The organism is Caulobacter sp. UC70_42 (genome assembly GCF_044056025.1).
Taxonomy (GTDB): domain Bacteria; phylum Pseudomonadota; class Alphaproteobacteria; order Caulobacterales; family Caulobacteraceae; genus Caulobacter.
This window is the reverse complement of the sequence record NZ_CP171994.1, coordinates 1,119,448-1,146,447: the sequence shown is the minus strand read 5'-3', so window position 1 is coordinate 1,146,447 and position 27,000 is coordinate 1,119,448. Positions and strand designations below refer to the sequence as shown.

Annotated in this window: 19 protein-coding genes and 5 pseudogenes; 13 read left to right on the top strand and 11 right to left on the bottom strand. The window is 68.6% G+C overall.

What is annotated here, in order from left to right; translation table 11 throughout:
• Position 1 precedes the first annotated feature (1 nt).
• Positions 2-1,402 (bottom strand): ActS/PrrB/RegB family redox-sensitive histidine kinase, encoded by a 1,401-nt coding sequence (locus tag ACHMW8_RS05965; protein WP_125154954.1) that lies wholly within the window; start codon positions 1,400-1,402, stop codon positions 2-4.
• A 74-nt stretch (positions 1,403-1,476) separates the two neighbouring features.
• Here ACHMW8_RS05965 and ACHMW8_RS05960 point away from each other — a divergent pair, with 74 nt between their 5' ends.
• From ACHMW8_RS05960 to ACHMW8_RS05950, 3 genes and pseudogenes are all read left to right on the top strand, one after another.
• Positions 1,477-2,067 (top strand): SCO family protein, encoded by a 591-nt coding sequence (locus ACHMW8_RS05960; protein ID WP_395445024.1) that lies wholly within the window; start codon positions 1,477-1,479, stop codon positions 2,065-2,067.
• Between the two features lie 114 nt (positions 2,068-2,181).
• Positions 2,182-3,444 carry a polyhydroxyalkanoate depolymerase gene (locus tag ACHMW8_RS05955; RefSeq protein ID WP_199743327.1) on the top strand — a complete coding sequence of 421 codons (1,263 nt, stop codon included), beginning with the start codon at positions 2,182-2,184 and terminating at the stop codon, positions 3,442-3,444.
• Between the two features lie 49 nt (positions 3,445-3,493).
• Positions 3,494-4,229 (top strand): annotated as a pseudogene (locus ACHMW8_RS05950) (SprT family zinc-dependent metalloprotease).
• A 123-nt stretch (positions 4,230-4,352) separates the two neighbouring features.
• On the opposite strand, the gene ACHMW8_RS05945 reads toward ACHMW8_RS05950, so the two are convergent.
• Positions 4,353-6,314 (bottom strand): transglycosylase domain-containing protein, encoded by a 1,962-nt coding sequence (locus ACHMW8_RS05945; protein ID WP_125154958.1) that lies wholly within the window; start codon positions 6,312-6,314, stop codon positions 4,353-4,355.
• A 233-nt stretch (positions 6,315-6,547) separates the two neighbouring features.
• On the opposite strand from ACHMW8_RS05945, the pseudogene recQ reads away from it, so the two are divergent.
• Together recQ and ACHMW8_RS05935 are read left to right on the top strand one after the other, a co-directional pair.
• Positions 6,548-8,390 (top strand): annotated as a pseudogene (recQ, locus tag ACHMW8_RS05940) (DNA helicase RecQ).
• A gap of 48 nt (positions 8,391-8,438) precedes the next feature.
• A complete protein-coding gene (locus ACHMW8_RS05935; protein WP_395445023.1) occupies positions 8,439-8,768 on the top strand; it encodes a hypothetical protein in 330 nt (109 codons plus the stop codon).
• 13 nt (positions 8,769-8,781) lie between these two features.
• On the opposite strand, the gene mmcB is transcribed toward ACHMW8_RS05935, so the two are convergent.
• Positions 8,782-9,237 (bottom strand): DNA repair putative endonuclease MmcB, encoded by a 456-nt coding sequence (gene mmcB, locus ACHMW8_RS05930; protein ID WP_395445907.1) that lies wholly within the window; start codon positions 9,235-9,237, stop codon positions 8,782-8,784.
• Here mmcB and ACHMW8_RS05925 point away from each other — a divergent pair.
• Positions 9,224-10,381, top strand: coding sequence for an alpha/beta hydrolase (locus ACHMW8_RS05925; protein WP_395445022.1), 1,158 nt, complete (start codon positions 9,224-9,226; stop codon positions 10,379-10,381). The two genes, mmcB and ACHMW8_RS05925, sit on opposite strands and share 14 nt — an antisense overlap.
• On the opposite strand, the pseudogene ACHMW8_RS05920 reads toward ACHMW8_RS05925, so the two are convergent.
• The 3 genes and pseudogenes from ACHMW8_RS05920 to ACHMW8_RS05910 form a co-directional block, all read right to left on the bottom strand.
• Positions 10,378-10,912: pseudogene (locus tag ACHMW8_RS05920) on the bottom strand (lipocalin family protein). The gene ACHMW8_RS05925 and the pseudogene ACHMW8_RS05920 sit on opposite strands and share 4 nt — an antisense overlap.
• An 89-nt stretch (positions 10,913-11,001) precedes the next feature.
• Positions 11,002-12,144: a ferritin-like domain-containing protein gene (locus ACHMW8_RS05915; RefSeq protein ID WP_125154963.1), complete on the bottom strand. Its 1,143-nt coding sequence runs from the start codon at positions 12,142-12,144 to the stop codon at positions 11,002-11,004.
• A gap of 169 nt (positions 12,145-12,313) precedes the next feature.
• Positions 12,314-12,924: pseudogene (locus tag ACHMW8_RS05910) on the bottom strand (class I SAM-dependent methyltransferase); the annotation flags it as partial.
• 126 nt (positions 12,925-13,050) lie between these two features.
• Here ACHMW8_RS05910 and ACHMW8_RS05905 point away from each other — a divergent pair.
• Together ACHMW8_RS05905 and ACHMW8_RS05900 are read left to right on the top strand one after the other, a co-directional pair.
• Entirely contained in the window at positions 13,051-13,344 is a 294-nt protein-coding gene (locus ACHMW8_RS05905) for a GFA family protein (protein ID WP_395445021.1), read from the top strand.
• A complete protein-coding gene (locus ACHMW8_RS05900) occupies positions 13,341-13,535 on the top strand; it encodes a hypothetical protein (RefSeq protein ID WP_395445020.1) in 195 nt (64 codons plus the stop codon). The genes ACHMW8_RS05905 and ACHMW8_RS05900 overlap by 4 nt, the downstream gene beginning before the upstream one ends.
• On the opposite strand, the gene ACHMW8_RS05895 is transcribed toward ACHMW8_RS05900, so the two are convergent.
• Positions 13,532-13,951 (bottom strand): SWIM zinc finger domain-containing protein, encoded by a 420-nt coding sequence (locus tag ACHMW8_RS05895; protein WP_125154966.1) that lies wholly within the window; start codon positions 13,949-13,951, stop codon positions 13,532-13,534. The two genes, ACHMW8_RS05900 and ACHMW8_RS05895, sit on opposite strands and share 4 nt — an antisense overlap.
• Complete coding sequence (locus ACHMW8_RS05890; RefSeq protein WP_125154967.1) at positions 13,948-14,349, bottom strand: metallopeptidase family protein; 402 nt, start codon at positions 14,347-14,349, stop codon at positions 13,948-13,950. Before ACHMW8_RS05890 ends, ACHMW8_RS05895 begins: the two co-directional genes overlap by 4 nt.
• 153 nt (positions 14,350-14,502) lie before the next feature.
• On the opposite strand from ACHMW8_RS05890, the gene ACHMW8_RS05885 reads away from it, so the two are divergent.
• The 4 genes and pseudogenes from ACHMW8_RS05885 to ACHMW8_RS05870 all read left to right on the top strand — a co-directional run bounded on the left by ACHMW8_RS05885 (position 14,503) and on the right by ACHMW8_RS05870 (position 20,454).
• Positions 14,503-16,815, top strand: coding sequence for an ATP-binding protein (locus ACHMW8_RS05885; RefSeq protein WP_395445019.1), 2,313 nt, complete (start codon positions 14,503-14,505; stop codon positions 16,813-16,815).
• A 120-nt stretch (positions 16,816-16,935) separates the two neighbouring features.
• A pseudogene (gene ahcY / locus ACHMW8_RS05880) lies at positions 16,936-18,328 on the top strand (adenosylhomocysteinase).
• 145 nt (positions 18,329-18,473) lie between these two features.
• Positions 18,474-19,325 carry a bifunctional hydroxymethylpyrimidine kinase/phosphomethylpyrimidine kinase gene (locus ACHMW8_RS05875; protein ID WP_395445018.1) on the top strand — a complete coding sequence of 284 codons (852 nt, stop codon included), beginning with the start codon at positions 18,474-18,476 and terminating at the stop codon, positions 19,323-19,325.
• 4 nt (positions 19,326-19,329) lie between these two features.
• Positions 19,330-20,454, top strand: coding sequence for a serine hydrolase domain-containing protein (locus tag ACHMW8_RS05870; RefSeq protein WP_395445906.1), 1,125 nt, complete (start codon positions 19,330-19,332; stop codon positions 20,452-20,454).
• Here the strand turns inward: ACHMW8_RS05870 and rarD are convergent.
• The 3 genes from rarD to ACHMW8_RS05855 all read right to left on the bottom strand — a co-directional run bounded on the left by rarD (position 20,451) and on the right by ACHMW8_RS05855 (position 23,924).
• Positions 20,451-21,356, bottom strand: a complete 906-nt coding sequence (rarD, locus tag ACHMW8_RS05865) for an EamA family transporter RarD (protein ID WP_395445017.1) — start codon at positions 21,354-21,356, stop codon at positions 20,451-20,453. The two genes, ACHMW8_RS05870 and rarD, sit on opposite strands and share 4 nt — an antisense overlap.
• A gap of 92 nt (positions 21,357-21,448) precedes the next feature.
• Positions 21,449-22,477: an aspartate-semialdehyde dehydrogenase gene (locus ACHMW8_RS05860; protein ID WP_395445016.1), complete on the bottom strand. Its 1,029-nt coding sequence runs from the start codon at positions 22,475-22,477 to the stop codon at positions 21,449-21,451.
• 97 nt (positions 22,478-22,574) lie between these two features.
• On the bottom strand, positions 22,575-23,924 hold the full coding sequence (locus tag ACHMW8_RS05855) for a hypothetical protein (protein WP_395445015.1): 1,350 nt from the start codon (positions 23,922-23,924) through the stop codon (positions 22,575-22,577).
• Positions 23,925-24,050: 126 nt separating this feature from the next.
• On the opposite strand from ACHMW8_RS05855, the gene polA reads away from it, so the two are divergent.
• The gene (gene polA / locus ACHMW8_RS05850; protein ID WP_395445014.1) at positions 24,051-26,942 is read left to right on the top strand and encodes a DNA polymerase I; all 2,892 of its coding nucleotides are present in this window, start codon (positions 24,051-24,053) and stop codon (positions 26,940-26,942) included.
• Positions 26,943-27,000: the final 58 nt, after the last annotated feature.

Sequence of the window (27,000 nt, the reverse complement as noted above, 5' to 3'; positions counted from 1 at the left end):
CTCAAGCCCCCGTAAAACCCGGAGCTTCCAAGGCCGCCCGAGGCCAGCGCGCCGAAACGACCGCTCCACCCCGGCGACCATTACGGAAATCGACGGTCGCGCCGGTTCGTTCCAGCAAGGTCTTTGCGATAAAGAAGCCCAGACCCATGCCGATATGCCCCGTTCGCGACCCTTCCGCGCCCGGACGTGTCGTGACGTACGGCTCGCCCAGCTTGGCCAGCACCTCCGGCGAGAAGCCCGGACCGTCGTCGCGGGCCTCGATGACGATGTAGCGGGCGTCGAAGCGGGCGATGACGATGACTTCGCCCCGCGCGAAGTCGACCGCGTTCTCGACGATCGAGGTCATGGCGTGGATGATTTCCGGCCGCCGCCAGACGTCCGGAGCGGTCTCGCCGGAAGGGCCGTTGACGACCGCCTCCACGCGCACGCCATGCACCAGGTGCGGCTCGATCACGTCCTGCACCAGCTGGACCAGGCTCATGCGCTCGTGCACGGCGTCCTGGGCCTCGGGCATTTCGGTCAGGCGCTGGAGGATCTCGCGGCAGCGCGCGGCCTGGCCGATCAGAAGCTCGGCGTCCTCGCGGGTCTGGTCGTCGGGCGCGCCGCGCGCCATTTCGCGGGCCACGACCGAGATCGTCGCCAGCGGCGTGCCCAGCTCGTGGGCCGCCGCCGCCGCCAGGGCGCCGAGGGCTGACAGGCGCTGCTCGCGGGCCAGCACGGTTTCGGTGACGTTGAGGGCCAGCTCCATCCGCGCGGACTCGCTGGCCGCCTGCCAGGCATAGGCGGCGGTCAGGATGATGCCGACGATCCGCGCCGACACGATGGTCCACAGCATCAGCGGGTTGGGCTCGAACGGCCAAGGACGACCGCTTATGGTCGGCAGCGGCATATGGAACAGCGCCAGCAGCACGGAGGCGACGATGGCCAGGGCGCCGAGCCCTATGGCGTAGCGCGCCGGCAGGGTCGCCGCCGCCAGGGTGACCGGCGCGATCAACAGCAGGGCGAAGGGGTTGTGCGCGCCGCCGGTCAGGTAGATCAGGCCCGACAGCTGCAGGATGTCGAAGGCGATCTGGGCGGTGGCCTCGCCGTCGCGGGCCAGGCGCTGGCCGCTGGAGGCCAGGCCCAGCAGCACGTTCAGCCAGGCCGACAGAGCGATCAGGGTGAAGCACAGCGCCCATGGCACCTGAAGCTTCAAAACCAGGCCGGAAATCAGCAGGACGGCGGTCTGGCCGACCACCCATAGCCAGCGCTGCGCCAGAAGGGTTCGCACCCTTAAGCGTCCGCGGCGCAGTCCTGGAGCCGTCCAGGACCAGGCGTCGTCTTGCGCCGGTTCGTCGCCCGGCTTATCGAGCCCTTTGTGACGTTGATCGTCGGGCGCTCTCGCGAACGATACGTCAGTCATGGTCGCAGGATTGTCCAGAATTGCGCGCTTTGCGAGAGCAAAAGGACAAGCGGCAAGAAAAGGATGAAAAGCACATGCCTCGCCACCGCCTTGTCCTGATCCTGGCCTGCGTCCTGGGCCTCGCCGTGACGGCGGGGCTGGCGTGGCGCGCCGGCGTGTTCAAGTCCCAAGCGTCCGCCGCGGTCGGCGGGCCGTTCCAGCTGGTGAACCAGGACGGCGTCCCGACCACCGAGAAGGCGCTGAAGGGGAAATGGAGCGCGGTGTTCTTCGGTTTCACCTACTGCCCCGACGTCTGCCCGGGCACGCTGCAAGGCCTGTCGGCGGCGACCGACCAGCTGGGTCCCAAGGCCAAGGACCTGCAGATCGTCTTCATCTCGATCGACCCGGCCCGCGACACGCCCGAGCAGATGAAGACCTATCTGTCGGCCGACTACGTGCCGAAATCCACGATCGGCCTGACCGGAACCCAGGAGCAGGTCAAGGCGGCCGCCAAGGCCTACAAGGTCTACTACGCCAAGGTCGGCGACGGCCCCGGCTACACCATGGACCACTCCACGGCGATCTACCTGATGGACCCCAAGGGGCGCTTCAAGACAGTGATCCCGTACAACCTGCCGCCGGCCGACATTGCACGCCGGATCGGCGACGCGATGCGCGAGGGCTGAGAGCGCTACCACTCCGGCGCGAGGCGGCGCGATGACGCGGCGCAAATCGCCGTGAAAGGTAGACTCTCTTAGGCTTTGGCGTGCTATGTTGCGTTGCAACATCGCGAGTGCGCCATGCTCTACGCTCTACATGAGGCGGCTTATTACGCCTCCACGCCGATGCGCCTCGCGGCGCGGGCGGCCCGGGACTTCTGGGGATCGCCGCTTAATCCCGCCGCCGACTCGGCCGTCGGTCGACATATGCACGCCGGCGCGGACCTGTTCGCCAACGTCACGCGGCGCTACGGCAAGCCCAAGTGGAACCTGGACACGATCCGGATCGGTCAGGTCGACGTCCGCGTCCGTGAGACCGTGGTCTGGCAAAGCCCCTGGGCGCGGGTGATCCAGTTCGACCGCGACATGGCCGACATGCGCCGGGCGGGGAAGTTCTCGCTGGATCCCGCCGTGCTGATCGTCGCGCCCCTGTCGGGCCACTACGCCACCCTGCTGCGGGGCACGGTCGAGGCCTTCCTGCCCGACCACTCCGTGTTCATCGTCGACTGGGTCAACGCTCGCAACGTCTCGGTGCTGGAAGGCCGCTTCGACTTCCACGACTATATCGACCACATCATCGAGATGCTGGCCGTGCTGGGGCCGCGCCCGAACGTCGTGGCCGTCTGCCAGCCCGGGCCGCCGGTCCTGGCCGCCGCCGCCCTGATGGCCGAGCAGAATCATCCGTCACGGCCGGCCAGCATGACCTTCATGGGCTCGCCGATCGATGCGCGCCTGTCGCCGACCGTGACCAACCAGCTGGCCGAGGAAAAGCCGTTCACCTGGTTCCAGTCGAACATGATCTACACGGTGCCGCCGCCCTATCCGGGCGCGGGCCGGCGCGTCTATCCGGGCTTCGTCCAGCTGGCCAGCTTCATGAGCATGAACGCCGAGCGCCACCAGGAGGCCCACCGCCGCTACTTCAACGACCTGGTGAAGGGCGATGGCGACAGCGCCGACAAGCACCTGGAGTTCTACGACGAGTATCTGTCGGTGCTGGACCTGACCGAGGAGTTCTATCTCCAGACCATCGACATCGTCTTCCAGCAGTACCTGCTGCCCAAGGGCGAGCTGATGCATCGCGGGACCCGGGTGAAGCCCGAGACCATCAGCGACATCGGCCTGATGACGGTCGAGGGCGAGAACGACGACATCTCTGGCATCGGCCAGACCCAGGCCGCCCATGGCCTGTGCGCGAACATCCCCGAGGCGCTGAAGCTGGACTATGTGCAGCCCGGCGTCGGCCACTACGGCGTGTTCAACGGTCGTCGCTTCCGCGAGGAGATCTATCCGCGCGTGCGCCGGTTCATCCGCAAGTGCGACCCGCACTTCGAGGAAGAGGCGTAACGTCGGGTCCATCTTGCGGCGCGGCCCTGGTCACGCGATCTAAGGGCGGATGTTCGCGCTCAAGGCCCAACGTTTTTCCGACGGCGATCGACTGGAGATCGGCGGCTGGCCGGTTCGCCTGCGGGTGGACGGCCGGGCGCGGCGGATTTCGCTGCGCGTCGACCGCGCCAAATCCGAGATCGTCGCCCTGGCCCCCAACCTCAAGCGCCTGAACGAGGCGGTCGCCTTCGCCCAGGAGAAGTCCGGCTGGATCGCCAAGCAGCTGGCGGCCCTGCCCGAGCGGATGAACCTGGCGCCCGGCGGGATCCTGCGGCTCAACGACAAGGCCTATCGCCTCGAGGTCGGTCCAGGGCGGGCTCGCCTTGACGACGCCCATGGCGACGGCCCTCGCATTGTCGCGCCCGACGACGCCAACTGGGGGCTGAAGGTCATCCGGCTGGCCAAACGCGAGGCGCTATCCGTCCTGACCGAGCGCACCGCCGTCCACGCCGCCGCCCTGGGCCGGCCGATGCCGTCGGTGGCGGTGGCCGATCCCAAGGCCCGCTGGGGGATCCTGTCGCCCGGCGACGTCCCGGGCTCCGGCGGCGATCCGCTACAGCTGGCGGCTGATCCTGGCGCCGGCGGCGGTGGCCGACTATGTCGCCGCCCACGAGTGCGCCCATCTGATCGAGGCCAATCATGGCCCGAGGTTCTGGGCGCTGTGCGAGCAACTGGCCGGCGATCCCGCGCCCCACCGCGCGTGGCTAAGGGCGCACGCGGCGGAACTGCACGCGATCGGGGCTTAAGATGCTCCCCCGCGATGCGGGGGAGCTGTCGCGGAGCGACTGAGGGGGGCGAGCTGGACGCACGCCGCGTTCGCCCCCTCCGGCCCTCTGGGCCACCTCCCCCGCATCGCGGGGGAGGATCTATCAGTAAGGCAGCTGATCCGCCGGCGGGGCCGCGCCGGCCGGGGTTTCCGCCGCCGGGCCTTCCGGACCCGGCGTGGTGTTCATCAGGTCCCCGATCGGGTCGGTGTTCTCGATCGGCGGGGGCTCGACGACGCCGCCCGGGATCGGGGTGGCCTTCAGGCGGGGCAGGGCGGCGGCCATGAAGGTGCGCCAGATTTCGGCCGGGGCGCCGCCGCCGGTGACCCGCTTCATCGGGGTGTTGTCATCCTTGCCGGTCCAGACGGCGGTGACGAAGCCGCCCGTGTAGCCGACGAACCAGGCGTCCTTGTAGTCGCTGGTCGTGCCGGTCTTGCCGGCGATGTCGTAGCCTGGGACCCTGGCGCGCGTGCCGGTGCCCGAGGCGACGACCTGGCGCATCATCTGGTTCATGTACTGCAGGGCCGGCGAGCCGATCACGGCCGAGCGGGCCTGGCGGTCGACGCTGTGGTCATACAGCACCTTGCCGCTGGCGGTGCGGATGCGCTCGATGCCGTAGCCCTTGGCCATGAAGCCGCCGTTCGAGAACGGGGCGTAAGCCTGGGCCATCTCCATCGGCGAGACCTCGACCGCGCCCAGGGCCATCGACGGGTCCAGCTGGATCTTGCTGGTGATGCCGAGGCGACGGGCGGTGGCGGCGACGTTGCTGGTGCCGACCTCGTTGGCCAGCCGCGCGGCGACGGTGTTGATCGACTGGGCCAGGGCCGTCTGCAGGGTGATCGGGCCCAGATACTTGTTGGTGTAGTTCCTCGGTTCCCAGTTGCCGATCTTGACCGGCTCGTCGACGACCATGACGGCGGGCGTGCGGCCCTGCTCCATGGCGGTCAGGTAGACGAACGGCTTGAAGGCCGAACCGGCCTGGCGGCGCGCGGTGGTGGCGCGATCGAACTGGCTGTCGGCATAGTCGGCGCCGCCGACATAGGCGCGGATGCGGCCTTCGCCGTCGATGGCGACCAGCGCCGCCTGCTGCACGCCCTGGGCCGCATGGCCGTCGACGCCCAGCTTCACGGCGCGCTCGGCCGAAGCCTGGATCGGCAGGTCCAGCGTGGTCTCGACCACCAGGTCCTCGGTCGGTTCGCCGACCAGAGAGCGAACCTGGGCGTCGATATAGTCGGTGAAGTACTGGGCGCGCTGGTTGGCCAGGGTGGCCGAGACCTGAACCGGCGTCTTGAAGGCCTCGTCGCGCTCTTCCGGCGTGATGGCCTTGATGCGCACCATTTCGTCCAGGACGATGGTGGCGCGGCGTGCGGCGCGCTCCTTGGCCGAGACCGGCGAATAGCGGGCGGGGCCCTTCATCATGCCGGCCAGCAGCGCGGACTCGCCAATGGTGAGCTCCTTGGCGGGCTTGTTGAAGTAGCGCTGCGAGGCGGCCTCGATGCCGTAGGCGCCAGCGCCGAAATAGACCCGGTTCATGTAGAGGGCCAGGATCTGCTTCTTGCTGAACTTCATCTCCAGCCAGACGGCCAGGATCAGCTCCTGGGCCTTGCGGCGATAGTTCTGGGCCGGGCTCAGGAACAGGTTGCGGGCCAGCTGCTGGGTGATGGTCGAGCCGCCGCGCTGCGGGCCGTCATGGGTAGCGTTCCACGCCACCGACCGCATGATGCCCCAGGGGTTGAAGCCGAAGTGATGATAGAATTGCCGGTCCTCGATCGCCACGAAGGCGGCCGGCACATATTTCGGCAGGGCGTCGATATCGACCGGCGGCGCGTACTGGCTGCCGCGCACCGCCAGCAGGGCGCCTGAGCGGTCCAGATAGTTGATCGAGGGCTGGCGCTTGACGTCGTAGAGCTTGGAGGTGTCCGGCAGGTCGCTGGCGAACACCGCGAAGAAGGCGACGATGAAGATCAGGCCCCAGACGCCCAGGACCGTGCCCCAATAGACGAGGGCCTGGAGCGGGGTGCGCTGCGGTCTGGCCGCCTTGTTCCCGCCGAAGGGTCCGTTCGCCATGGTCGTCCTGTTCCAAGATGCGGCCGCGAGAAGGCCCACGCTAGCGCGTGTTCCGTTTAGCCCAAGCCCACAGAACGCGCGACAAGATTGACGAGCGGTAAACGCCGCCTGAGGCGCCCTTGTGGCGCTCGGCCGATCACGGCGATAGGCGAGCGGGACTTGATGGGGTGAGTGGATGACGTCCTGGGTCCCAACACTTGGCCTGCCGGCCGGACGCTGCCAAAAGAGCGCCCGTGTACGTTCCTCCCCGAATCCCCCGAACTCGATCACGCCCGTGACGTCCTGCGGCGCACCTTCGGCCATGCCGATTTCCGGGGCATGCAGGCCGGGGTGGTCAACGAGATCCTGGCCGGACGCAGCGCCATGGCCGTGCTGCCGACCGGGGGCGGCAAGAGCCTGTGCTACCAGATCCCGTCGCTGATCCGGCCCGGGGTGGGCCTGGTGATCTCGCCGCTGATCGCTCTGATGGCCGACCAGGTCCAGGGCCTGCGCCAGGCCGGCGTGGCGGCCGAGCGGCTGGACAGCAATGTCTCTATGGACGAGCGTTCGGATATCTGGCGGCGCATCGACGCCGGCGAGGTGGACCTGCTCTACCTGTCGCCCGAGGGCCTGATGCAGCCGTGGATGCTGGATCGCCTCTCACGCACGCCGCTGGCCCTGGTCGCCGTCGACGAGGCTCACTGCGTCAGTCAGTGGGGGCACGACTTCCGGCCCGAATACCGGATGATGGGGCGGCTGGCGGAGCTGTTCCCGAATGTGCCGCGCCTGGCCGTCACCGCCACCGCCGACGCCCGGACCCGTGACGATATCCGCGCCGAGCTCCGACTGCAGGGCGCGGCCGAGTTCGTCGACAGCTTCGCGCGTCCCGAGCTTGCGCTCTCCGCCGAGCGCAAGCGGGGCAAGGGCCATGATCGGGTGGTCGAACTGGTGCTGGAACGCCCGGGCCGGGCCGGCGTCGTCTATGCCGGCAGCCGCGACAGCACCGAGAAGCTGGCTGAGAAGCTGAACGCCGAGGGCGTCCCGGCCGTGGCCTATCACGCCGGACTCGACAAGGCCGTCCGCGCCAAGCGGCTGGAGGACTTCCTGGAGGCCGACGCCGCGGTGATGGTGGCGACGATCGCGTTCGGCATGGGCGTCGACAAGCCCGACGTCCGTTTCGTGATCCACGCCGACCCGCCGGCCGCCATTGAGGCCTATTGGCAGGAAGTCGGCCGCGCCGGACGCGACGGCCAGCCGGCCGAGGGCATCACCCTTTACGGTTCGGCCGACATGGCCTGGGCGGGGCGCCGCATCGAGACCAAGGACGCGCCCGACGAGGTCAAGCAGGCGCAAGGCCGCAAGCTGCGCCAGTTCTATGCGATGCTGGAGGGCGTCACCTGCCGCGCCGCCGCCGTCCGCCGCTATTTCGGCGAGGAGGGCGTGGCCCGCTGCGGGGTCTGCGACATCTGCGTCTCGCCGCCGACCGGCGTCGACGCCACCGAGGCGGCCCAGAAGGCCCTGTCGGCCGTCCACCGCATGGGCGGGCGTTATGGACGCGGCCGGATCATCGAGCACCTGATGGGCAAGACCAAGGATGTCACGCCCCAGGAGGCCCAGCTGCCGACCTTCGGCATCGGCCGCGAGTTCAGCCAGCCGGTCTGGCGCGACCTGTTCGACACCCTGATCTTCGAAGGCCTGCTGCGCGAGGACCCCAATGACGGCCGGCCGCTGATCGGCCTGGGCGACGTCGAGGGCGTGCGCCAGGTCTATCGCGGCGAGCGTCGCGTGGCCCTGCGTCAGACGGCCGAGGCGCCGGAGACCGGCCGCGCCACGGGCGCCCGCAAGCGCCGCGAGGGCAAGGCGCTGACCATCCCGCTGGAAAACCAGATGCTGTTCGAGGCCCTGCGCGCGTGGCGCAAGGAGCAGGCGCAGGCCCAGCACGTGCCGCCCTATGTCATTTTCCATGACGCCACCCTGGCCGAGATCGCCGCCGCCCGCCCGGCCACCCTGGCGGCGCTCGGCAAGTCGGGGGGCGTCGGCCAGGGCAAGCTGGATCGCTACGGCGAGGCGGTTTTGAAGGTCGTGCGGGAGAACTAGACGGCTCCCCGCGCGTTAGGTCTCGGTCAAGCCGAGGAGCCTCCCCCCATGACCGACGTCAGCAGCTTTATTCCGAACGACGCCTCGTCCGCCGCCGCTTCGGCGCTGGACGGCGCCAAGAAGACGACCTCCGAAAAGACCAAGCGCGCCAAGGAGGCGGTGACCAAGGCCGTCAAGTCGGCCCGCGAGACCGCCACCGAAGTGGCCCAGCAGACCCGCACCTTCGCCGAGCAAAAGGCCAAGGTCGGCGCGGCCTGGACTCGCGACAAGGCCCAGGTGGCGCATCACGCCGCCGAGGAACATCCGATCGGTGTCGCCTTCGGCGCTTTCGCCATCGGCCTGGGCGTGGGCTTCCTGATCGCGCGCAATCTGGACTAGCTGGAGACGCCCTCTACAGGCTCAGGCGCTCGGCGTTGACGCCCGCGGCCCTCAGGGCCGCGAGGCGGGCGAACGCGAGCGTCAGGGCCTTGCGTCGCGCCGGCGCCAAAGGCGTCAGCGGCGACTCCCGCACCACGGCGCCGCCGAAACCGTCGGCGACGACCAGCCCCGGCTCATCCGGCAGGACGCCCTCCGGGAAATGCGGTGCGACGGCGAAATAGAACGCGTCGCAATAGGGCGCGTACTCGCCCCACTTCCGGTCGACCCGGAAATCCTCCAATCCCGACTTCACCTCGACGATCAGCACGTCGCCCTTAGGGCCTAGCGCCATCAGGTCGGCGCGGCGACCGTTGGGCAGGGTGACTTCGGCCAGCGGCGCATAGCCCAGGTCGACCAGCAGCCGCGCGGCCCCGCGGGTCACGGTCAGGGTGGTTTCGGGGCGGCTCTTGAGTTCGATGATCACGTCCATCGCCGTGATCATGTTCCAGCTTTGTTCGTGGATCAAGTCTGCGAGCGTTCGGTTCAGCCCGGCTATTGCTGATGCGCCGACGCCGTGCTCAAGATGTAATTACAATTGTAGTCTTTGCGGGGCGGTCGTGAGTTTCGTGGGTCTTTTCGGAATGCTGGCTCTTATGGCCGGCCAGAGGGGGCCGGAGGCCTATGTCGGCGTTCGGGACTTGGGGCCTGATTTCTACGCTCAGGTTCATCAGGCGGTGGCCGTGGAGCCGGGCCGACATCTCAACCTGGTGTGTCTCGGCAAGGGCGCGCCGACAGTGTTGCTGGAATCGGGCTGGGGCGGGGACAGCCTGGGCTGGCCCAAGGTTCAGGCGCGCATCGCGACCTTTACGCGAGCTTGCGCCTACGACCGTGCGGGCTATGGCCTCAGCGATGAAGCGCGTCGCGCTATGGACGCGGACAATACCGTGGAAGACCTGGCCCGGCTGCTCGACAAGGCGCCAATCGAAGGGCCCCTCGTGCTGGTCGGCCATTCCCTGGGCGGGCTCTACGCCATCCACTTCACCAGCCTGCATCGCGAGCGCGTCGCCGGTCTGGTGCTGATGGACCCAGCCATACCCGGCGACGGCCGCGCCTATGGCGCTCTGCGGGACAAGGGCCGGAAGCTCTTCGCTGACGGCCTCGTCACGAGCGAGGCCTGCCTGAAGGCGGCGCGCGTAGCGGACCTGACCCCCGCGAACAGTCCACCCGATTGCCTGGAGGAGCCGCCCGGCTCGGTTTCCTCGCTGCATGACGAGACGAACCGGCGTATGGGCAAGGCCAAGTTTATCGCCGCCTACATTTCGGAGACCCGCAGCATGCTGGACGATGACAAGGGCGACAGTATCGATACACGCCAGGCCGAGCCTCGCCAGAGCAGTCTGGGAGACCTGCCGCTGGTGGTGCTGGTCTCGTCTCCAAACAGGCCCGAGGACGCGCCGCCGACCTGGGATCAGGGGCGGGCGATCAAGCACATGTTGCACCAGGCGCTCGCCAAGCGGTCGACGCGCGGGAAGTTCCAGCTGGTTCCTGGGGCGAGCCACATGATCCAGGACGATGCGCCGGACGTGGTGATTGAGGCCATCCGCTCCGTTGTGGAAGCGGCCCGAGCGCCCTAAGGCGCCGGCTGCTTCGTCGGGCGCAGCATCGTGACGTCATAGCCCAGCGCCTTGGCGCGCGCGGTCAGGGCCGCCCGGTCGGCGTCGGTCGGAAGCCCGCGCGACAACAGCCACAGGTACTTGCCCGAGCCTTCGCCGACGATGGACCAGCTGTAGTCGTCGGCGTGGTCCAGGACCCAGTAGTCGCCAAAGAACGGGCCGAAGAAACTGACCTTCAACTTGGCGTTGGTCGCCGTATCGACGACCTTGGCCTTGCCCTCGGCGACCTTCACGGGACCGTCCACCGCGCCCTGGCGGCACGTGTTGAGCACGCGGATCAGGCCGTCGGGGCGCTTGGAATATTCTGCCGTGACGCCTTCGCAGCCCTTCTCGAAGCGCATGTCGTAGCGCGCGACCTCGTACCATTTGCCCAGATAGCGCTCGAGCTCCACGGCCTTGGCCGGCTGCGGCGGATTCGGGATTGCCGCTTGGACCCGACACGCAGGCGCCGAGGGTCAAAACGAAAGGCAAGGCGAGCAGGGCGGCGCGCATGGGAGACTCCGTGGGGAACGGCCAGAAACGACGACCGCCCCGCCGGAGTTCCGGCGGGGCGGTCCGCGACCAACAGGAAGGTGGGATTCCTATTCGGCCGCGATGCTGACGGCGCCGACCGGGCGGTCCTTGAAGTTGATGGCCTGCAGGTGGCGGATGCCTTCCTCGGCGATGTCGTCGCCGACCATCCGGTCGCCCTCGGCCTTCAGCTCGTCGATGTCGACATACATGGCGTAGAAGGCGCGGGTGCGGTCGGTGATGATGCCGGCGTTGAGCAGCGTCTTGACCAGCACCCGGAAGATGTTGGTCTGCTCCTTCATATTTTCCCGACGCACGTCGTCGGTCATGATCTTCCCGTACTCCTCGACCACCTTGTCGGGGTCCAGGCCGAACGCGGCGTACAGATCCAGCTGCTGGTGCGGCGAGACGAGGTTGAACAGCAGGGTCTGGAAGCAGTGCGCCGCCCAGTCCTCGATGATGGCGTGTTCCTCGGGGCTCAGCTTGGGCACCGTGCGGTCGGCCCAGATCTTCCCGAACTTGTGGTGGAAGGCCTCGTCGGTCATCACCAGTTGAAGCAGCTTCTTGCCGACCGGATCGTTGATATTGTTGTAGAAAGTGGCGAAGGCGCCCATGGCCAGGCCTTCGACCAGCATCTGCATGCCGATGATCTTCTTGTAGACCTCGGGCGCGCCGATGATCTCGACCAGCAGGGTCTTCAGGGCCGGGCCGCACTCGACCGGCTTGCCCCAGCGGGCCTTGATATATTTGGCGAAGGCCGTGACGTGGCGGGCCTCTTCGCGGGTCTGGTTGGCGGCGTATTCCTGGGCGCCCTGGTCCTTCAGCACGTGGCACAGGCTGGCCGACAGGTTCAGCGCGCCCTGCTCGCCGTGCAGGATCGACGAGAAGCTGCGTAGCACCGACTGGTTGATGAAGCGGATGCGCGTCTTCGGATCGGACAGGTGGTTGGAGACGTAGTCGGTCGACAGGGCGATGACCATGTCCTCGGGAACCAGCGCCTGGTTCTCCATGTCGAACGGCTCGTCGAAGTCGATATAGGTCTTGTCCAGCGGATCCCAGAAGTGGTCGTGGGTCGCGGAAATGATCTTGTCGAAGGCGCTGGAGCGGTTGCCGTAGCGGTCGAGTTCGAGCATCGACTCGAAGTCGTCCGGCGCGACCGCGTCGTACATGGCGTCCTTGGTGATGTTCCGGTCTTTGGAAATTGGGTCGGTCATGTCGGCGCTCCCTATCGGCCGTGCGATGTCCATCGGGCGGGCTCCGTCTTGCGCGGATCTCGGCCCATCTGAACACTGTCAACTCATGTGAGCGGACGGGTCAAACAAAAAATGACGGCAGCGTCAGGTTTGGCGACGGGAGCCGGGCGGCGACGCCCATCCTCTGGCTCGCCGCGCCCCGCTCGCACCAGCCCAGCGGACGCGGAGCCTTGTCGAGATAGAAGCGGTGGTTCTCGTCCAGGCGGAAGCCGGCCGCCTCGACCGCCGCCGAGACCGGCCGGGTCAGGTGGCAGCCGCCCGCCAGGCGCTTCCACAGCGGTTCGATGCGTCGCTGCCAGCGCGCCGTGCCGGCGTCGGGCGACAGGCCGTGCTCGCAGAACAGGAACCGGCCGCCCGGCCGCAGCACCCGGCGGGCTTCGGACAGCACGGCGGCGGGCGAGCGCACCGAGCACAGGGTGAAGGTGCACAGCACGGTGTCGAAAGCGGCGTCGGCGAACGGCAGGCGCTCGCCCTCGCCGGCGACGATCTCGACCGCCAGGCCTTCGGGGCGCGGGGCGGCCTCGGCGAGGGCGCGCAGCTCCGCGGAGGGGTCGACGCCGGTGACGCCGGTCACCGCGACCGGGTCGTAGAAAGCCGATTCAAGCCGCCGCCGACGCCGAGCTCCAGCACCTCGCCCCTGGCCTGGGGCACGAGGCTGGTCCGCTGCGCGCGGAACGCCGGCGCGCCGCAAGCGCAGCACAGCAGCTTGGGCAGGATGTAGCGCTCGTACAGCGTCGCCATGGCGTTTTCCCCAATTGTATCCGGCAGCAGAGCGGCGCGGGTCGGGCGCGGTCAAGGCCGCCTGCTGTCAGATCTGGCAGCAGTGCGCTCTATTCGGAAATGGCCAGTCGCTTCGGAGTTCTCCCCATGCCCAAGCCCCTCAAACCGCCCGCCGAGGAAGCCGAGGGCGCCTGTGCGTGCGGGGCGGTGCGGGTCGCTATCGGCGTGCCGGCGCGGTGGGCGTTCCACGATCACTCGGCCGCCAGCCGCCGGGCCCAGGGCTGCGCCTATGTCACCTACACGGCCAGCTATCGCAGCCGCTTCCGCTGGCTGGAGGGCCAGGACCTCGTCACCCGCCACGAGCATGAAGGAACGACTCGCGGCTTCTGTTCGCGCTGTGGGACGCCGATCTTCATGGAGCGCAAGCGGCGCCGACCATGATCAACCTGCCGCGCGCCCTGTTCGAAACCCGCACCGGCCGCGAGCCGCGCTATCACACGTCGCTCGACCAGGCCCCGGACTGGGCCTATGGCGGCGGCAAGCTGGTCCCGCTGAAGGGCTATCCGGGCGTGATGTGGGAACGGCCGAAGTCGAAGGTCAGGCGCAAGGCGCCGATCGACGACTTCCTCTAGCGCCCCTCCAGCGCCGCCAGCACGGCCGGCTGCGTCCGCGCGAGTTCGGCGAGGCGTTCGATCAGGGCGTCCTTGCCGTCGAGGGCCAGGCCGTCGCGCAGCTTGGCCATCCGCTCGCGGACCTTGGTCAGGTCGGCGGCGTTGGCGGCGGTGACCACGGCCGCCTGGTGCTTGCAGGCCCCGAACTTCTCGAAGCCAGGACAGGTGCACAGGCCTTCGCCGGCCGGAGCCCAAAGCTGCACGACATAGAGGTCGCCGACGCTGCCGGTGACGTGGGCGGTGACCTTCTCGTCCTCGATCGCCACTAGGTCGACGGCGCCGGCCTCGGCCATGGCCGCGCCGGTGTCGAACCAGCGCTCATCCATGCGCTCGCGCCAGGTTTCGGTATCGAAGAGTTGGCTGGGATTGGGGCTCATGCCTCGTCCTCGATGCGGTGGATGTCGTCGTCCGACAGGCCGAAATGGTGGCCGATCTCATGGACCAGCACGTGGGCGATCAGGTCGCCCAGGGAGACGTCGCCGCGTTCGGCCCACTCGTCCAGGATGGGGCGACGGTAGAGAAACACCCGCGACGGCTCGGTCCCATAGTCCAGCACCGAGCGGCGGCCCAGGTCGACGCCCTGATAAAGGCCGGTCAGCTCGAAGGCGTCTTCGATGTCCAGGCTGTCCAGCACCTCGTCGGCCGCGAAGTCGTCGACCCGGATGACCACGTCGCCGGTCAGCGCGCGGAATTGGTCGGGCAGGGCGTCGAAGGCCTGTCGGGCCAGGACGGCGAAGTCGTCGAGCGACGGGGCGAGGCGGTCGGACCAGGTCATGGTCTCCAAATAGAGCGATTCGGAGCGTTAAGCCACCGGGTGTGGCGACGAAATCGCGACAGACAGTCACGCTCCCCCTGATCGCGCTCTGGTCACGGCCCGACTAATCTGGGATTCTGATTCGACGACCCGCTGGGGTAAGCGACGCGCCTTATGACTTCGTACGACCTGATCCTCGCGGCGGTGGCCGGCGCGGTTTGTCTCGCCATTTGCGTCACCCTGTGGTCGCTGGGGCAGCGCCGCGGCTACGAGGCCCGCATCGCCGCCCTGAAGGCGCGCCTTGGCCTGCAAGGCGGCGAGCCCCTGGACGCGCCCGCCTGGGTCGAGGCCTTCGACACCGCCGTGATAGCCGTCGAGGGCGGCCGGGCCGACCTGGCCGCCGGGGCCGAGGGCCTTTCGGCCTGCGCGCGGGTGCTGGGCGTCGAGGCCAAGGTCGAGGCGGTGATCGCCGCCCTGAGCGGGGCCGATCCCGATCATGCCCACAAGCTGGCGGCGCTGTTCGAGCGCGGCGAGGCTTGCGTCTTCGAGGTTCGCGGGGGCAATGGCTGGGTTTCGGTCGAGGGCCGCGCGGTCGGGGCGCTGGCCTGGCTGCGCCTGATGCCCGGCAGCGGCGGTGATTCCGGACTGCCGTCGGCGACCCGATTCGCCGCCTTCGTCGACAGCGTGGCCGAGCCGGCCTGGATCGCCGGGGCCGATGGCCAGGCCGTCTGGGGCAACGCCGCCTTCGTTCGCGCCGTCGGGGCCAGCGTCGCCTCTGCCGGCGCGCTGGCGGGCAAGAGCTTCGACCGGTCCGCCGACGCCCTGGTCGTCGAGGCCGTCGAGAAGGGCGAGCGCCGCGAAGCCGTGCGCTGGATCAATCTCGAAGGCCGCCGTCGCGCGTTCCGGCTTTCCGCCCAGCCGCTGGAAGGCGGCGGGGTGGGGGTGTTCTGCGCCGACGTCACCGAGATCGAGGACGTCCGCGACGCCTTCAAGAAGCACGTCGAGGCCCACGACGAGACCCTGAACCATATCGCCGAGGCCGTGGCGATCTTCAGCGCGACGCGGCGGCTGTCGTTCCACAACACCGCCTTCGCCGAACTGTGGGGCCTGGAGCCGGCCTGGCTGGCCGACCGTCCGACCCATGGCGAGATCCTGGACCGCCTGCGCCAGCGCCGCCGCCTGCCCGAGACCATCGACTACGCCGTCTGGAAGGCCGCCGAGCTGGCCCGCTACGAGGACGTGGGGCCTCAGGCCGACGACCTCTGGCACTTGCCCGACGGCCGGACGCTGAAGGTTGTGCGCCAGCCCCACCCGCTGGGCGGCATGCTGCTGATCTATTCCGACATCACCGGCGAGCTGCGCCTGAAGGCCCAGTACAACGCCCTGATCCAGGTGCAGCAGGCCACGCTGGACAAGCTGAACGACGCCGTCGCGGTGTTCGGCTCGGATGGCCGCCTGCGCCTGCACAACGAGGCCTTCGAGACCTTCTGGAACGTCAGCGCCTTCGCCCTGGAGGCGGCCGGCGACTTCGAGGGCGTGGTCGAGCTGTGCGTGCCGCGCCTGCACGACCTGGCCTTCTGGCGCGAACTGAAGGGCCGGGTGGCCGATCCCGATCCGCAGATGCGCGCCCCGACCTCGGGCGAGGTCCGCACCTCGGACGACCGCATCGTCGTCTATCAGAGCCGGCCGCTGCCGGACGGCGCGACCCTGATCGCCTTCGCCGACGTCACCGACACCCGCGACCTGCAATCGGCCCTGGCCGATCGCTCCGCCGCCCTGGCCGAGGCCGAGCGCCTGAAGCGCGATTTCGTCGGCAATGTCAGCTACGAGCTGCGCACGCCGCTGACGACGATCATCGGCTATTCCGAGCTCCTGGAACGGGCCGACGGCATCTCCGAGCGCGGCCGCAACCACGTGGCCGCCGTCCGCGCCGCCGCCACCCAGCTGGCCCGCTCGATCGACGACGTGCTGGACATGGCCCAGATCGACGCCGGCGAAATGGCGCTGGAGATCGGGGACATCCGCGTCTCCGACCTGCTGCTCAACGCCCAGGAGCACGCCCTGAAGGACGCCCAGCTGGGCGCGGTGACCCTGGCGGTCGAGTGCGAGGAAGACGTCGGCCTGATCCGCGGCGACGGCAAGCGCCTGGCCCAGACTCTGGACCACCTGGTCGAGAACGCCCTGCGCCAGACCCCGCCGGGCGGCCGCGTCACCCTGTCGGCCCGCCGCGCCCTGGGCGAGGTGCGACTCGATGTCTCGGACACCGGCCGCGGCGTGCCGTTCCACGTTCAGGCCCACATCTTCGACCGCTTCGTCGGCCGCGATCGCGGCGGCCCGGGGCTGGGCCTGGCCCTGGTCAAGGCGCTGGTCGAGCTGCACGGCGGCTGGGTGGCCCTGGAGAGCGAGCCGGGCGCCGGCTCGACCTTCACCTGCCACCTGCCCGAGACCCAGCAGCCCGGCGCGATGCAACCCGAACTGAGCTTCTGACGAGCGCCGGCGCGCCCGCCCGGCCGTCGGACATAAAGATATCTTTATGCGTTAATTGCTAGGAAGGGTCGGGCGCGCTATAAGCCCCGCAAGATCTCACCCGACCGCAGGAGCCCGACCGTGGCCGACTATATCGTCAAGGACATCTCGCTCGCCGATTTCGGCCGCAAGGAAATCGCCATCGCCGAGACCGAGATGCCGGGCCTGATGGCCACGCGCGCCGAGTACGGCCCGGCCCAGGTCCTGAAGGGCGCCCGCATCGCCGGCAGCCTGCACATGACCATCCAGACCGCCGTGCTGATCGAGACCCTGACGGCGCTGGGCGCCGAGGTCCGCTGGGCGTCGTGCAACATCTTCTCGACCCAGGACCACGCCGCCGCCGCCATCGCCGCCTCGGGCGTGCCGGTGTTCGCCTTCAAGGGTGAAAACCTGGTCGAGTACTGGGAATACGCCCACAAGATCTTCGAGTGGCACGACGGCGGCTACCCGAACCTGATCCTCGACGACGGCGGCGACGCTACCCTGCTCTGCGTGCTGGGCCCGAAGGCCGAGAAGGATCCGTCGATCCTGAACAACCCGCAGAACGAGGAAGAAGAAGCCCTGTTCGCCGTGATGAAGAAGTACCTGGCCGAGAAGCCGGGCTTCTACTCGGCCATCCGCGCGGCCGTCGGCGGCGTGTCGGAAGAGACCACCACGGGCGTGCACCGTCTGTACCAGATGGCCGCCAAGGGCGACCTGCCGTTCCCGGCCATCAACGTCAACGACAGCGTCACCAAGTCGAAGTTCGACAACCTGTACGGCTGCCGTGAATCGCTGGTCGACGCCATCCGTCGCGGCACCGACGTCATGCTGTCGGGCAAGGTCGCGGTGGTCTGCGGCTACGGCGACGTGGGCAAGGGCTCGGCCGCCTCGCTGCGCCAAGGCGGCGCCCGCGTGATCGTCACCGAAATCGACCCGATCTGCGCCCTGCAGGCGGCGATGGAAGGCTATGAGGTCCAGACCCTGCAGGACGTCGCCGACAAGGCCGACATCTTCGTCACGGCGACGGGCAACAAGGACGTCATCACGGTCGACGACATGCGCCGGATGAAGAACAACGCCATCGTCTGCAACATCGGTCACTTCGACTTCGGAAATTCAGATCGCCGGCCTGCGCAACTTCAAGTGGGACGAGATCAAGCCGCAGGTCCACCACGTGGAATTCCCGGACGGCAAGAAGATCATCGTCCTGTCGGAAGGCCGTCTGGTGAACCTGGGCAACGCCACGGGCCACCCCTCGTTCGTGATGTCGGCCTCGTTCACCAACCAGACGCTGGCTCAGATCGAGCTCTGGACGAACAAGGACGCCTACCAGAACCAAGTCTACACCCTGCCCAAGCACCTGGACGAGAAGGTCGCCTTCCTGCACCTGGAAAAGCTGGGCGCGAAGCTGTCGACCCTGCGCAAGGATCAGGCCGACTATATCGGCGTGCCGGAAAAGGGTCCGTTCAAGCCGGACCACTATCGCTATTAATAGCGACACCCGCGGCGCCAGTTTCCGCTGCGGAAATCTTTTGAAACCAAGAAGAAAGGCCCGCCGGTGACGGTGGGCCTTTTCTTTTGGGTCTCGGGCCGGGACGCCCTATTCAAGTCCGCCTTGCTCGGCTAATCGCTTTGCCATGCCGTTAGCCTTGATCATCTCCAGCCACGTCGCCGGCAGCCAGGTGGGCGCGACGGCGCAAGCCACCGCCCTGGCGCAGTTCCGCATCGACTCGATGGTCGTGCCGACCGTGCTGTACGGCCGCCATCCCGGCTGGGGCATTCCCGGTGGAGCGCCCGTGCCGATCGAGGTGTTCGAGGGCATGATGGACGGCATCGAGGCCAACGGGCTGTTCGGCCTCGTCGATCTCGTGATCACCGGCTACTTCGCCACCGCCGCCCAGGCGCGGGCCGCCGCCCGGGTCATCGACGCCGTGCGCGAGTCGCCCCGTCCGAACGGCGCGGCGACCCGGCGGCCGACCGTTGTCGTCGACCCGACCATGGGCGACGCCGGCAAGGGCCTCTACATTCCGGCCGAGACCGCCGACGCCATCATCGCCGACCTGATCCCGCGCGCCGACGTCGTGGCCTGCAACAGCTGGGAGCTGCAGAAGCTGACCGGCACGGACACCCGCGACCCCCAGGCGGCCATGCGCGCCGCGCGCCTGCTGGGCAAGACCACCCTGGTTTCGTCCGTGCATCGCGGGACCGAGATCGGCGCGGTGCTGGCCGACAGGAAGGAAGCCTGGCTGGCCGCCCACGCCAAGGCCGAGCGTTCGCCCAACGGCACGGGCGACCTGCTGACCGCCCTCTATGCCGCCTCGATCCTGGAGGGGCAGACCTTCTCCTACGGCCTGGCCCGCGCCGTCGGCGGGGTGGCCGAGACGGTCACCGCGGCCAACATCTGGAATGCGCCCGAGCTGCCGATCGTGGCCATGGGCGCGCGGATCAAGCAGACCTCGCCGACGGTCCGCATCGAACGGCTGGCTTAGGATGATGGGCGAAATCACCGGCCTCTGCCCTGATCGCTTCGCCCGGGTGCGCGAGGCGTTCGAAGCCAATTTCGCCGACCATGGCGAGCTGGGCGCGCGCTTTTCGTTCGCGGTCGATGGCGAGATCGTCGTCGACCTGATGGGCGGCTTCGCCGACCGCAAGCGCGAGGTCGCCTTCGGTCCCGACACCCTGACGGCGCTCTTCTCGACGACCAAGGCCGTGGCGGCCCTGATGGTCGCGCGTCTGGTGGACGAGGGGCGCCTGGCCTACGACCAGCCCGTCGCCGACGTCTGGCCGGAGTTCGCGCAAGCGGGCAAGGGCGAGGTCACGGTCGAGCAGGCCCTGTCGCACCAGGCCGGCCTGTCGGGCTTTCCGGACGAGACCGATCCGGCCATCTGGTTCGACTGGGACGCCACCTGCGCCAAGCTGGCGGCCATGGCCCCGCTGTTCCCGATCGGCTCGGCCAGCGGCTATCACCCGGTCACCTACGGCTACATCGCCGGCGAGATCTTCCGCCGCGTCGACGGCAGGACCATGGGGACGGCGCTGCGGGAGGACATCTGCGCCCCGCTGGGCCTGGATCTCTGGATCGGCCTGCCCGACAGCGAGCACGGCCGCGTCGCCGACCTGATGCGTCCGACGGCCCTGCCCAAGTTCGGCGAGATCAACGCCGCCGTGACCGCCGCCTTCCTCAAGCCCTGGTCCTCGCCGGGCGGGCGCGGCGCGGCCGAGTGGCGGCGGGTCGAGATCCCCTCGGCCAACGGCCACGCCACCGCGCAGGCCCTGGCCCGGCTGATGAGCGCCCTGGCCACCGACGGAACCCTGGGCGGCCGCTCGATCATCACCCCGGCCGGGATCAAGGCCGCCAGCGCCCAGCGCATTGTCGGCCAGGATCTGGTCCTGCCCTACGTGATCAGCTGGGGCGCGGGCTTCATGCGCAACACGCCGAACATGTTCTACGGCCCGACGCCGGACGCTTTCGGCCACTCGGGCTGGGGCGGCTCGTGCGCCTTCGCCGACCCGACGCGGGGCGTCTCCGGGGCCTATGTGATGAACAAGCAGGGCTCCGCCCTGATCGGCGATCCCCGCGCCGTGCGCCTGATCGAGGCGGCCTACGCCTCGCTCTAGGCGAGCGCCCTGGTCCTTTTCCAGGCTCCATAGGCGAAGGTCGCCACGCCCAGCCAGATGAACACGAACGACAGCGCCCGCAGCGGCGTGAACGCCTCGCCGAACGCCACGCCCAGCAGGAACTGGAGCGTTGGGGCGATGAACTGCAGGAAGCCCACGGCGCTGAGCGGCAGGCGGCGGGCCGACCAGGCGAACAGGGCCAGGGGGATGACCGTGGCCGGACCGGCCAGGGCCAACAGGCCCGTGACGGCGGCGCCGTGGCCGAAATGGCCCTGTCCCGTCGATTGCAAATACAGCACATAGGCCAGGCCCGGCAGCGCCAGATAGGCGCATTCGATGAACAGGCCCGTCTGGGCGTCGGCCTTCACCTGTTTGCGCAGGATGGCGTAGGCGCAGAAGGTGGCGGCCAGGCCCAACGACACGATCGGCAGGTGGCCCAGGGCGATCGTCTGGATGGCGACGCCGACGGCCGCGAAGCCGATGGCGACCTTGCCCTCGCCGGTCATGCGCTCGCGGAACAGCAGGGCGCCGGCGGCCATGTTCATCAGCGGGTTGATGTAATAGCCGAGGCTGGCCTCGATCACGTGGCCGGCGTTCACCGCGAAGACGTAGATCGTCCAGTTGCCGAAGATCGCCGCCGTCGACAGCAGCAGCATCCCCAGCGTGCGCGGCTGGCGCAGCACCTGGGCCACCTGGCCGCCCTGCCTGGCGATCAAGACGAGGCCGCCGGCCCACAGGACCGACCACAGCGTCCGGTGGGCGATCATCTCCCAGGAGGTGGCGCCCAGGTTCGACAGCAGGTGGAAGTAGAGGGGCAGGAAGCCCCAGAGCGCGTAACAGCCGACGCCGGCGACATAGGCCGGGCGACTTTCGGCGTGGGGTTGGTTCACGCTCGCCGACATGGCGTCGTCCTTCTGAACGCGGAAATGAAAAGGGCTCCCGGGAGGTCTGCCCCGGGAGCCCTGATTTCCACCCGCTTATTGCGGATCGCGGCTTAGGCTGGGGTCTTCTGCTTGATCAGGCCCTTGTCGTGCAGGAGCTGGGCGATCTGTACGGCGTTCAGCGCCGCGCCCTTGCGCAGATTGTCCGCCACGCACCACAGGGCGATGCCGTTCTCCACCGTCGGGTCGGTTCGGATGCGCGAGACGTAGACCGGGAATTCGCCGGCGCTTTCCTTCGGCGTCATGTAGCCGCCGTCCTCGCGCTTATCGATGACTTCCACGCCCTCGGCGTCGCGCAGGATCTCGCGGACGTCGTCCTCGTCCAGCGGGGTCTCGAACTCGATGTTCACGGCTTCGGCGTGGCCAACCATGACGGGCACGCGCACGCAGGTGGCGGTCAGCTTGATGGACGGATCCAAGATCTTCTTGGTCTCCATCATCATCTTCCACTCTTCCTTCGTATAGCCGTCCTCCATGAACACATCGATGTGCGGGATGACGTTGAAGGCGATCTGCTTGGTGAACTTCTTGGGCGGCGGCGCGCCCAGGACGAAGACGCCCTTGGTCTGGTCCCACAGCTCGTCCATGCCTTCCTTGCCCGCGCCCGACACCGACTGGTAGGTCGAGACGACGACGCGCTTGATCTTGGCTTCGGCGTGCAGGGGGGCCAGCACCACCACCAGCTGCGCGGTCGAGCAGTTGGGGTTGGCGATGATGTTCTTCGGCAGCTTGTCGACGGCGTTCGGGTTCACTTCCGGCACCACCAGCGGCACGTCCGGATCCATCCGGAAGTGGCTGCTGTTGTCGATGACGATCGGACCGGCCGCGCCGATCTTCTCGCCCCAGGCCTTGGAGATCGCGCCGCCGGCGCTCATCAGCACGATGTCGACCGTCGAGAAGTCGAACGTCTCCAGGTCCTCGCAGTGCAGGATCTGGCTGCCGAACGAGACTTCGACGCCGATGGATTTGCGGCTGGCGATGGCGTGCATCTTGTCCACGGGGAATTTGACTTCCTCGAGGATGTTGAACATCTCGCGGCCCACATTGCCCGTCGCGCCGACCACGGCGACCCGGTAACCCATCGCGCTCTCCTGAAACTGTGCCCGCGTACCGCGCGGAGCGAGGTTCCCGTACGCTTCATGGTCCCGGCGCGCAAGGCGAGGAAAGCTGGCGGGGCGATCAGCCCGGCTTGCCAGCCGGAGCGGCGGGCTCGTCCTGGGCCTTCACGTCCAGGGTGAACTGCACCGGGATGGTGACGGTCAGGCCGTCGACGGTGTCGCCTTCCCGCGTCCAGGGGTTCATGCGCATGAGCTTGACCGCCTCGACCGCGGCCGCGCCGAAGCCGAGGCCGGCCGGGGTCTCGCGCGCGGGCTTGCAGTCGGCCAGCTCGCCGGTGGCGGTGACCGCGCACGTCGCCGCGCCCAGTCCCGAGGCGACTCCCGCCTTCGCGGCCGCTTGCGGATAGACCTCCGCCATGCCCTCGGCCGACAGGGTGCGGATCCAACGCGGCTTGGTCAGCTTGCGGGCCTCGGGCGCCGCCGGATCACGGAAGCGGAAGGGCAGGTCGATCTTGTAGTCCTTGAAGGTCTTGGCGTCGGCCGGACCGATATTGACCATGAACAGTTTCGAGAGGTCCTGGGCGGCCTTGCCGAAGCCCTTGCCGCGCGGGTTTTCGGAGATCACGTCGCAGCTGCGCAGCTGGCCGGTCTTCATGAGGACGCAACGCAGGGCGGCCTGACCGAACGGCTCGCCGGCCGCGGCCTTGGGCCAGGCGGCGGCGAGCTCGGCCTGGGTGGGGACGCGGCTCCAGGGCGGGTCCAGCACGATGGAGGTAGTGTTGATCGGCGCGGCGCCGCGCGGCTCCTCCCAGGTGATCGGGATGGTGACCTCGCCGCCCGCCACGGCGCGGCCGCCGCGGATCTTGGGCGACATCCGAAACTGCGGCGCCAGCTGCAGACCGGCGCCGCCGAAGTCCATGCCTTGGGGCGATTCCGACAGCACCCGGCAGGCCTCGAGAAAACCCTCGACCGTGGCCTTGCAGCGGATCGTGGCCTTGCCGCCGACGCGCCTGTCCAGCGCCTTCTTGGGGAAGACATTGGCGATCTCGGCGCCGTTGGGCTTGCGGACCCAGTCCGGATTGGCGTCGCCGGGGGCCAGGAACTCCAAGGTGGTGCGGACCGGCCGGCCCTCGACCGAGGCGCCCTGGGCGTCCTTCGTCGCGATCCGCTCATAGCCGACCACCGACAGGGCGGCTTCGCCGAAGCCCTGGCCGACGGGATCCTCGCGCAGCACCTTGCAGTCGACCAGGCGTCCGCCCTTGTCGGCGACGCAGCCCAGCATGGCCTTGCCGGTGACGGTCGCGCCCTTGGGGAAGGCGGCCTTCATCTTGCCCTGGGGCACGCGGGTGACGAAGTTCGGCCGCCAGCCCGAGGGCGGGGCGTCGTCTTCGGCCTGGGCCAGGGCGACCGTCGACAGGGCGGTGGCGAAAAGGCCGGCCGTGAGCATGGCCAGCAGGAGGGAGCGCGACACGGGAAACCCCTGGAACCAGCCGGCGCACGACCCCTTCGCGGCTCGACCTTAGGTGGAGCCTAAGCGATCCATTTGCGCGCCGCCAGAGGGTTCCCGACGCCCCTCGCGCCCCCTATGTTGCCGGCCATGACCGACGCCGCCGCGCCCCCGCTTCCGAACGTTTCCGATCTGACCCAGGACGGCCCCGCCGTCCGGCTCTTCCTGGTCGACGGCTCGGCCTATCTGTTCCGCGCCTATCACGCCCTGCCGCCGCTGACCCGCAAGAGCGACGGCCTGCCGGTAGGCGCCGTCCAGGGCTTCTGCAACATGCTGTGGAAGCTGATGCGCGACATGCAGGGCGACACGCCCACCCATCTGGCGGTGATCTGGGACCACTCCGAGAAGACGTTCCGCAACACCCTCTACGACAAGTACAAGGCTCACCGTCCGCCGCCGCCGGAAGACCTGATCCCGCAGTTCCCGCTGGTGCGCGAGGCCACTCGGGCGTTCGGCGTGCCGGCCATCGAGCTGCCCGGCTACGAGGCCGACGACCTGATCGCCGCCTATGCCTGCAAGGCCCGCGAGATCGGCGGCGAGGCGGTGATCGTCTCGTCCGACAAGGACCTGATGCAGCTGGTCGGCGACGGCGTCTCGATGTTCGACCCGATGAAGGGCGTGCGGATCGAGCGCGAGCAGGTGTTCGAGAAGTTCGGCGTCTATCCGGACAAGGTCGTCGACGTTCAGGCCCTGTGCGGCGACAGCGTCGACAACGTCCCGGGCGCGCCGGGGATCGGGATCAAGACCGCTGCTCAGCTGATCACCGAATATGGCGACCTCGACACGCTGCTGGCCCGGGCCGGCGAGATCAAGCAGCCCAAGCGCCGCGAGACCCTGATCGAATTCGCCGACCAGATCCGCCTGTCGCGAGCCCTGGTCAAGCTGGACTGCGACACGCCGCTGCCCCAGCCGCTGGACGAGCTGACCGTGCGCGAGCCGGACAAGGAGGTCCTGGCGGCCTTCCTCGAACAGATGGAGTTCCGCACCCTGGCTCGCCGGGTCGGCGACGGCTCGGCCGCCGCGGCGCCGGGCACGCTCGAGCGGGCGCCGGCCCAGCCCAAGGCGCCGGTCAGCACGGTGTCGTACATGGGCGCGGCCGCGCGCGCCGCCGCCAGCGCGGTGGCCGAGCCGATCAGCATCGACCATGCGTCCTATGTCCGCATCCAGGATCTCGACACCCTGAAGGCCTGGGTCGCCAAGGCCACGGCCAAGGGCGTGGTGGCCTTCGACACCGAAACCGACGCCCTGTCGTCGGCCACGGCCGGTCTGTGCGGCGTGTCCCTGGCCATCAACGCCGGCGAGGCCTGCTATATCCCGGTCGGCCACTGCGAGAAGGACGGCCTGGCGCTGGAAGCCGCCGCCGACCTGGTGCAGATCCCGCTGGAGGAGGTCATCGCGACCCTGAAGCCGCTGCTGGAGGATCCGGCGGTGCTGAAGGTGGCGCAGAACGCCAAGTACGACATCGCCGTCCTGGCCCGCCATGGGATCCAGGTCGCGCCGATCGACGACACCATGCTGATCTCCTACGTGCTGGAGGCGGGCCTGCATGGCCACGGCATGGACGAACTGTCGGAGCTGCACCTGGGTTACAAGCCGATCCCGTTCAAGCAGGTGGCCGGGACGGGCAAGGCCCAGATCAGCTTCAAGCATGTGGGGCTGAACGAGGCGACCGCCTATGCCGCCGAGGACGCCGACGTCACCCTGCGCCTTTGGCAGACGCTGAAGCCGCGCCTGGCCCGCGGGGGCCTGGCGACCGTCTACGAGACGCTGGAACGGCCGCTGCCGGCGGTGCTGGCGATGATGGAGAACAACGGGGTCAAGGTCGATCCCGAGGCGCTGCGCCTGCTCTCCAACGAGTTCTCGCTGCGCATGGCCAAGTTCGAGGCGCGCGCCCAGGAGATCGTCGGCCGGCCCTTCAACCTGGGCAGCCCCAAGCAGATCGGCGACGTGCTGTTCGGCGAGATGAGCATGAAGGGCGGCAAGAAGACCGCCACCGGCCAATGGTCGACCGACAGCGACGTGCTGGAGAGCCTGGCGCTTGAGCACGAACTGCCGCGTGTCCTGCTCGACTGGCGCCAGCTCTCCAAGCTGAAGGGCACCTACACCGAGAACCTGGTCGCCGCGATCGCCGAGTCCACGGGACGGGTCCACACCTCCTACGCCCTGGCGGCCACGACGACGGGCCGCCTGTCCTCGTCCGACCCGAACCTGCAGAACATCCCGGTCCGCACCGAGGAAGGCCGCAAGATCCGCAAGGCGTTCATCGCGCCGCCGGGCAAGGTGCTGATCAGCGCCGACTACAGCCAGATCGAGCTGCGCCTCCTGGCCCATATCGGCGACATTCCGCAGCTGAAAAAGGCGTTCCAGCAGGGCCTGGACATCCACGCCATGACGGCCTCGGAGATGTTCGACACGCCGATCGAGGGCATGGATCCCATGATCCGCCGCCGGGCCAAGGCGATCAATTTCGGCATCGTCTACGGCATCAGCGCCTTCGGTCTCGCCAACCAGTTGGGCATCGGCCAGGGCGAGGCCGGGGCCTATATCAAGACCTATTTCGAGCGCTTTCCGGGTATTCAGGCCTATATGGACGCGACCAAGGCCTTCGTGCGCGAGCACGGCTACGTCTCGACCATCTTCGGCCGCAAGATCAACATCCCGGAGATTCAGTCCAAATCGGTCGGCCAGCGACAGTTCGCCGAGCGCGCGGCGATCAACGCGCCGATCCAGGGGGCGGCCGCCGACGTCATGCGCCGGGCCATGATCCGTATGCCCGCCGCCCTCGAGGCGGCTGGTCTCGAGGCGCGGATGCTGCTGCAGGTGCACGACGAACTGGTCTTCGAAGCGCCCGAGGCGGAAGCCGACCGCGCCTGCGCGGTGATCAGCGAGGTCATGGAAAAGGCCGCCGAGCCGGCGGTGGCCCTGTCGGTGCCGCTTACGGTCGAGGCTCGCGCCGCGCTCAACTGGGATGAGGCTCACTGATCAAAATGAGGGCGAAATGGTCGTTTGTGCGACATTCCGCCACGCGACGGTTAATGCC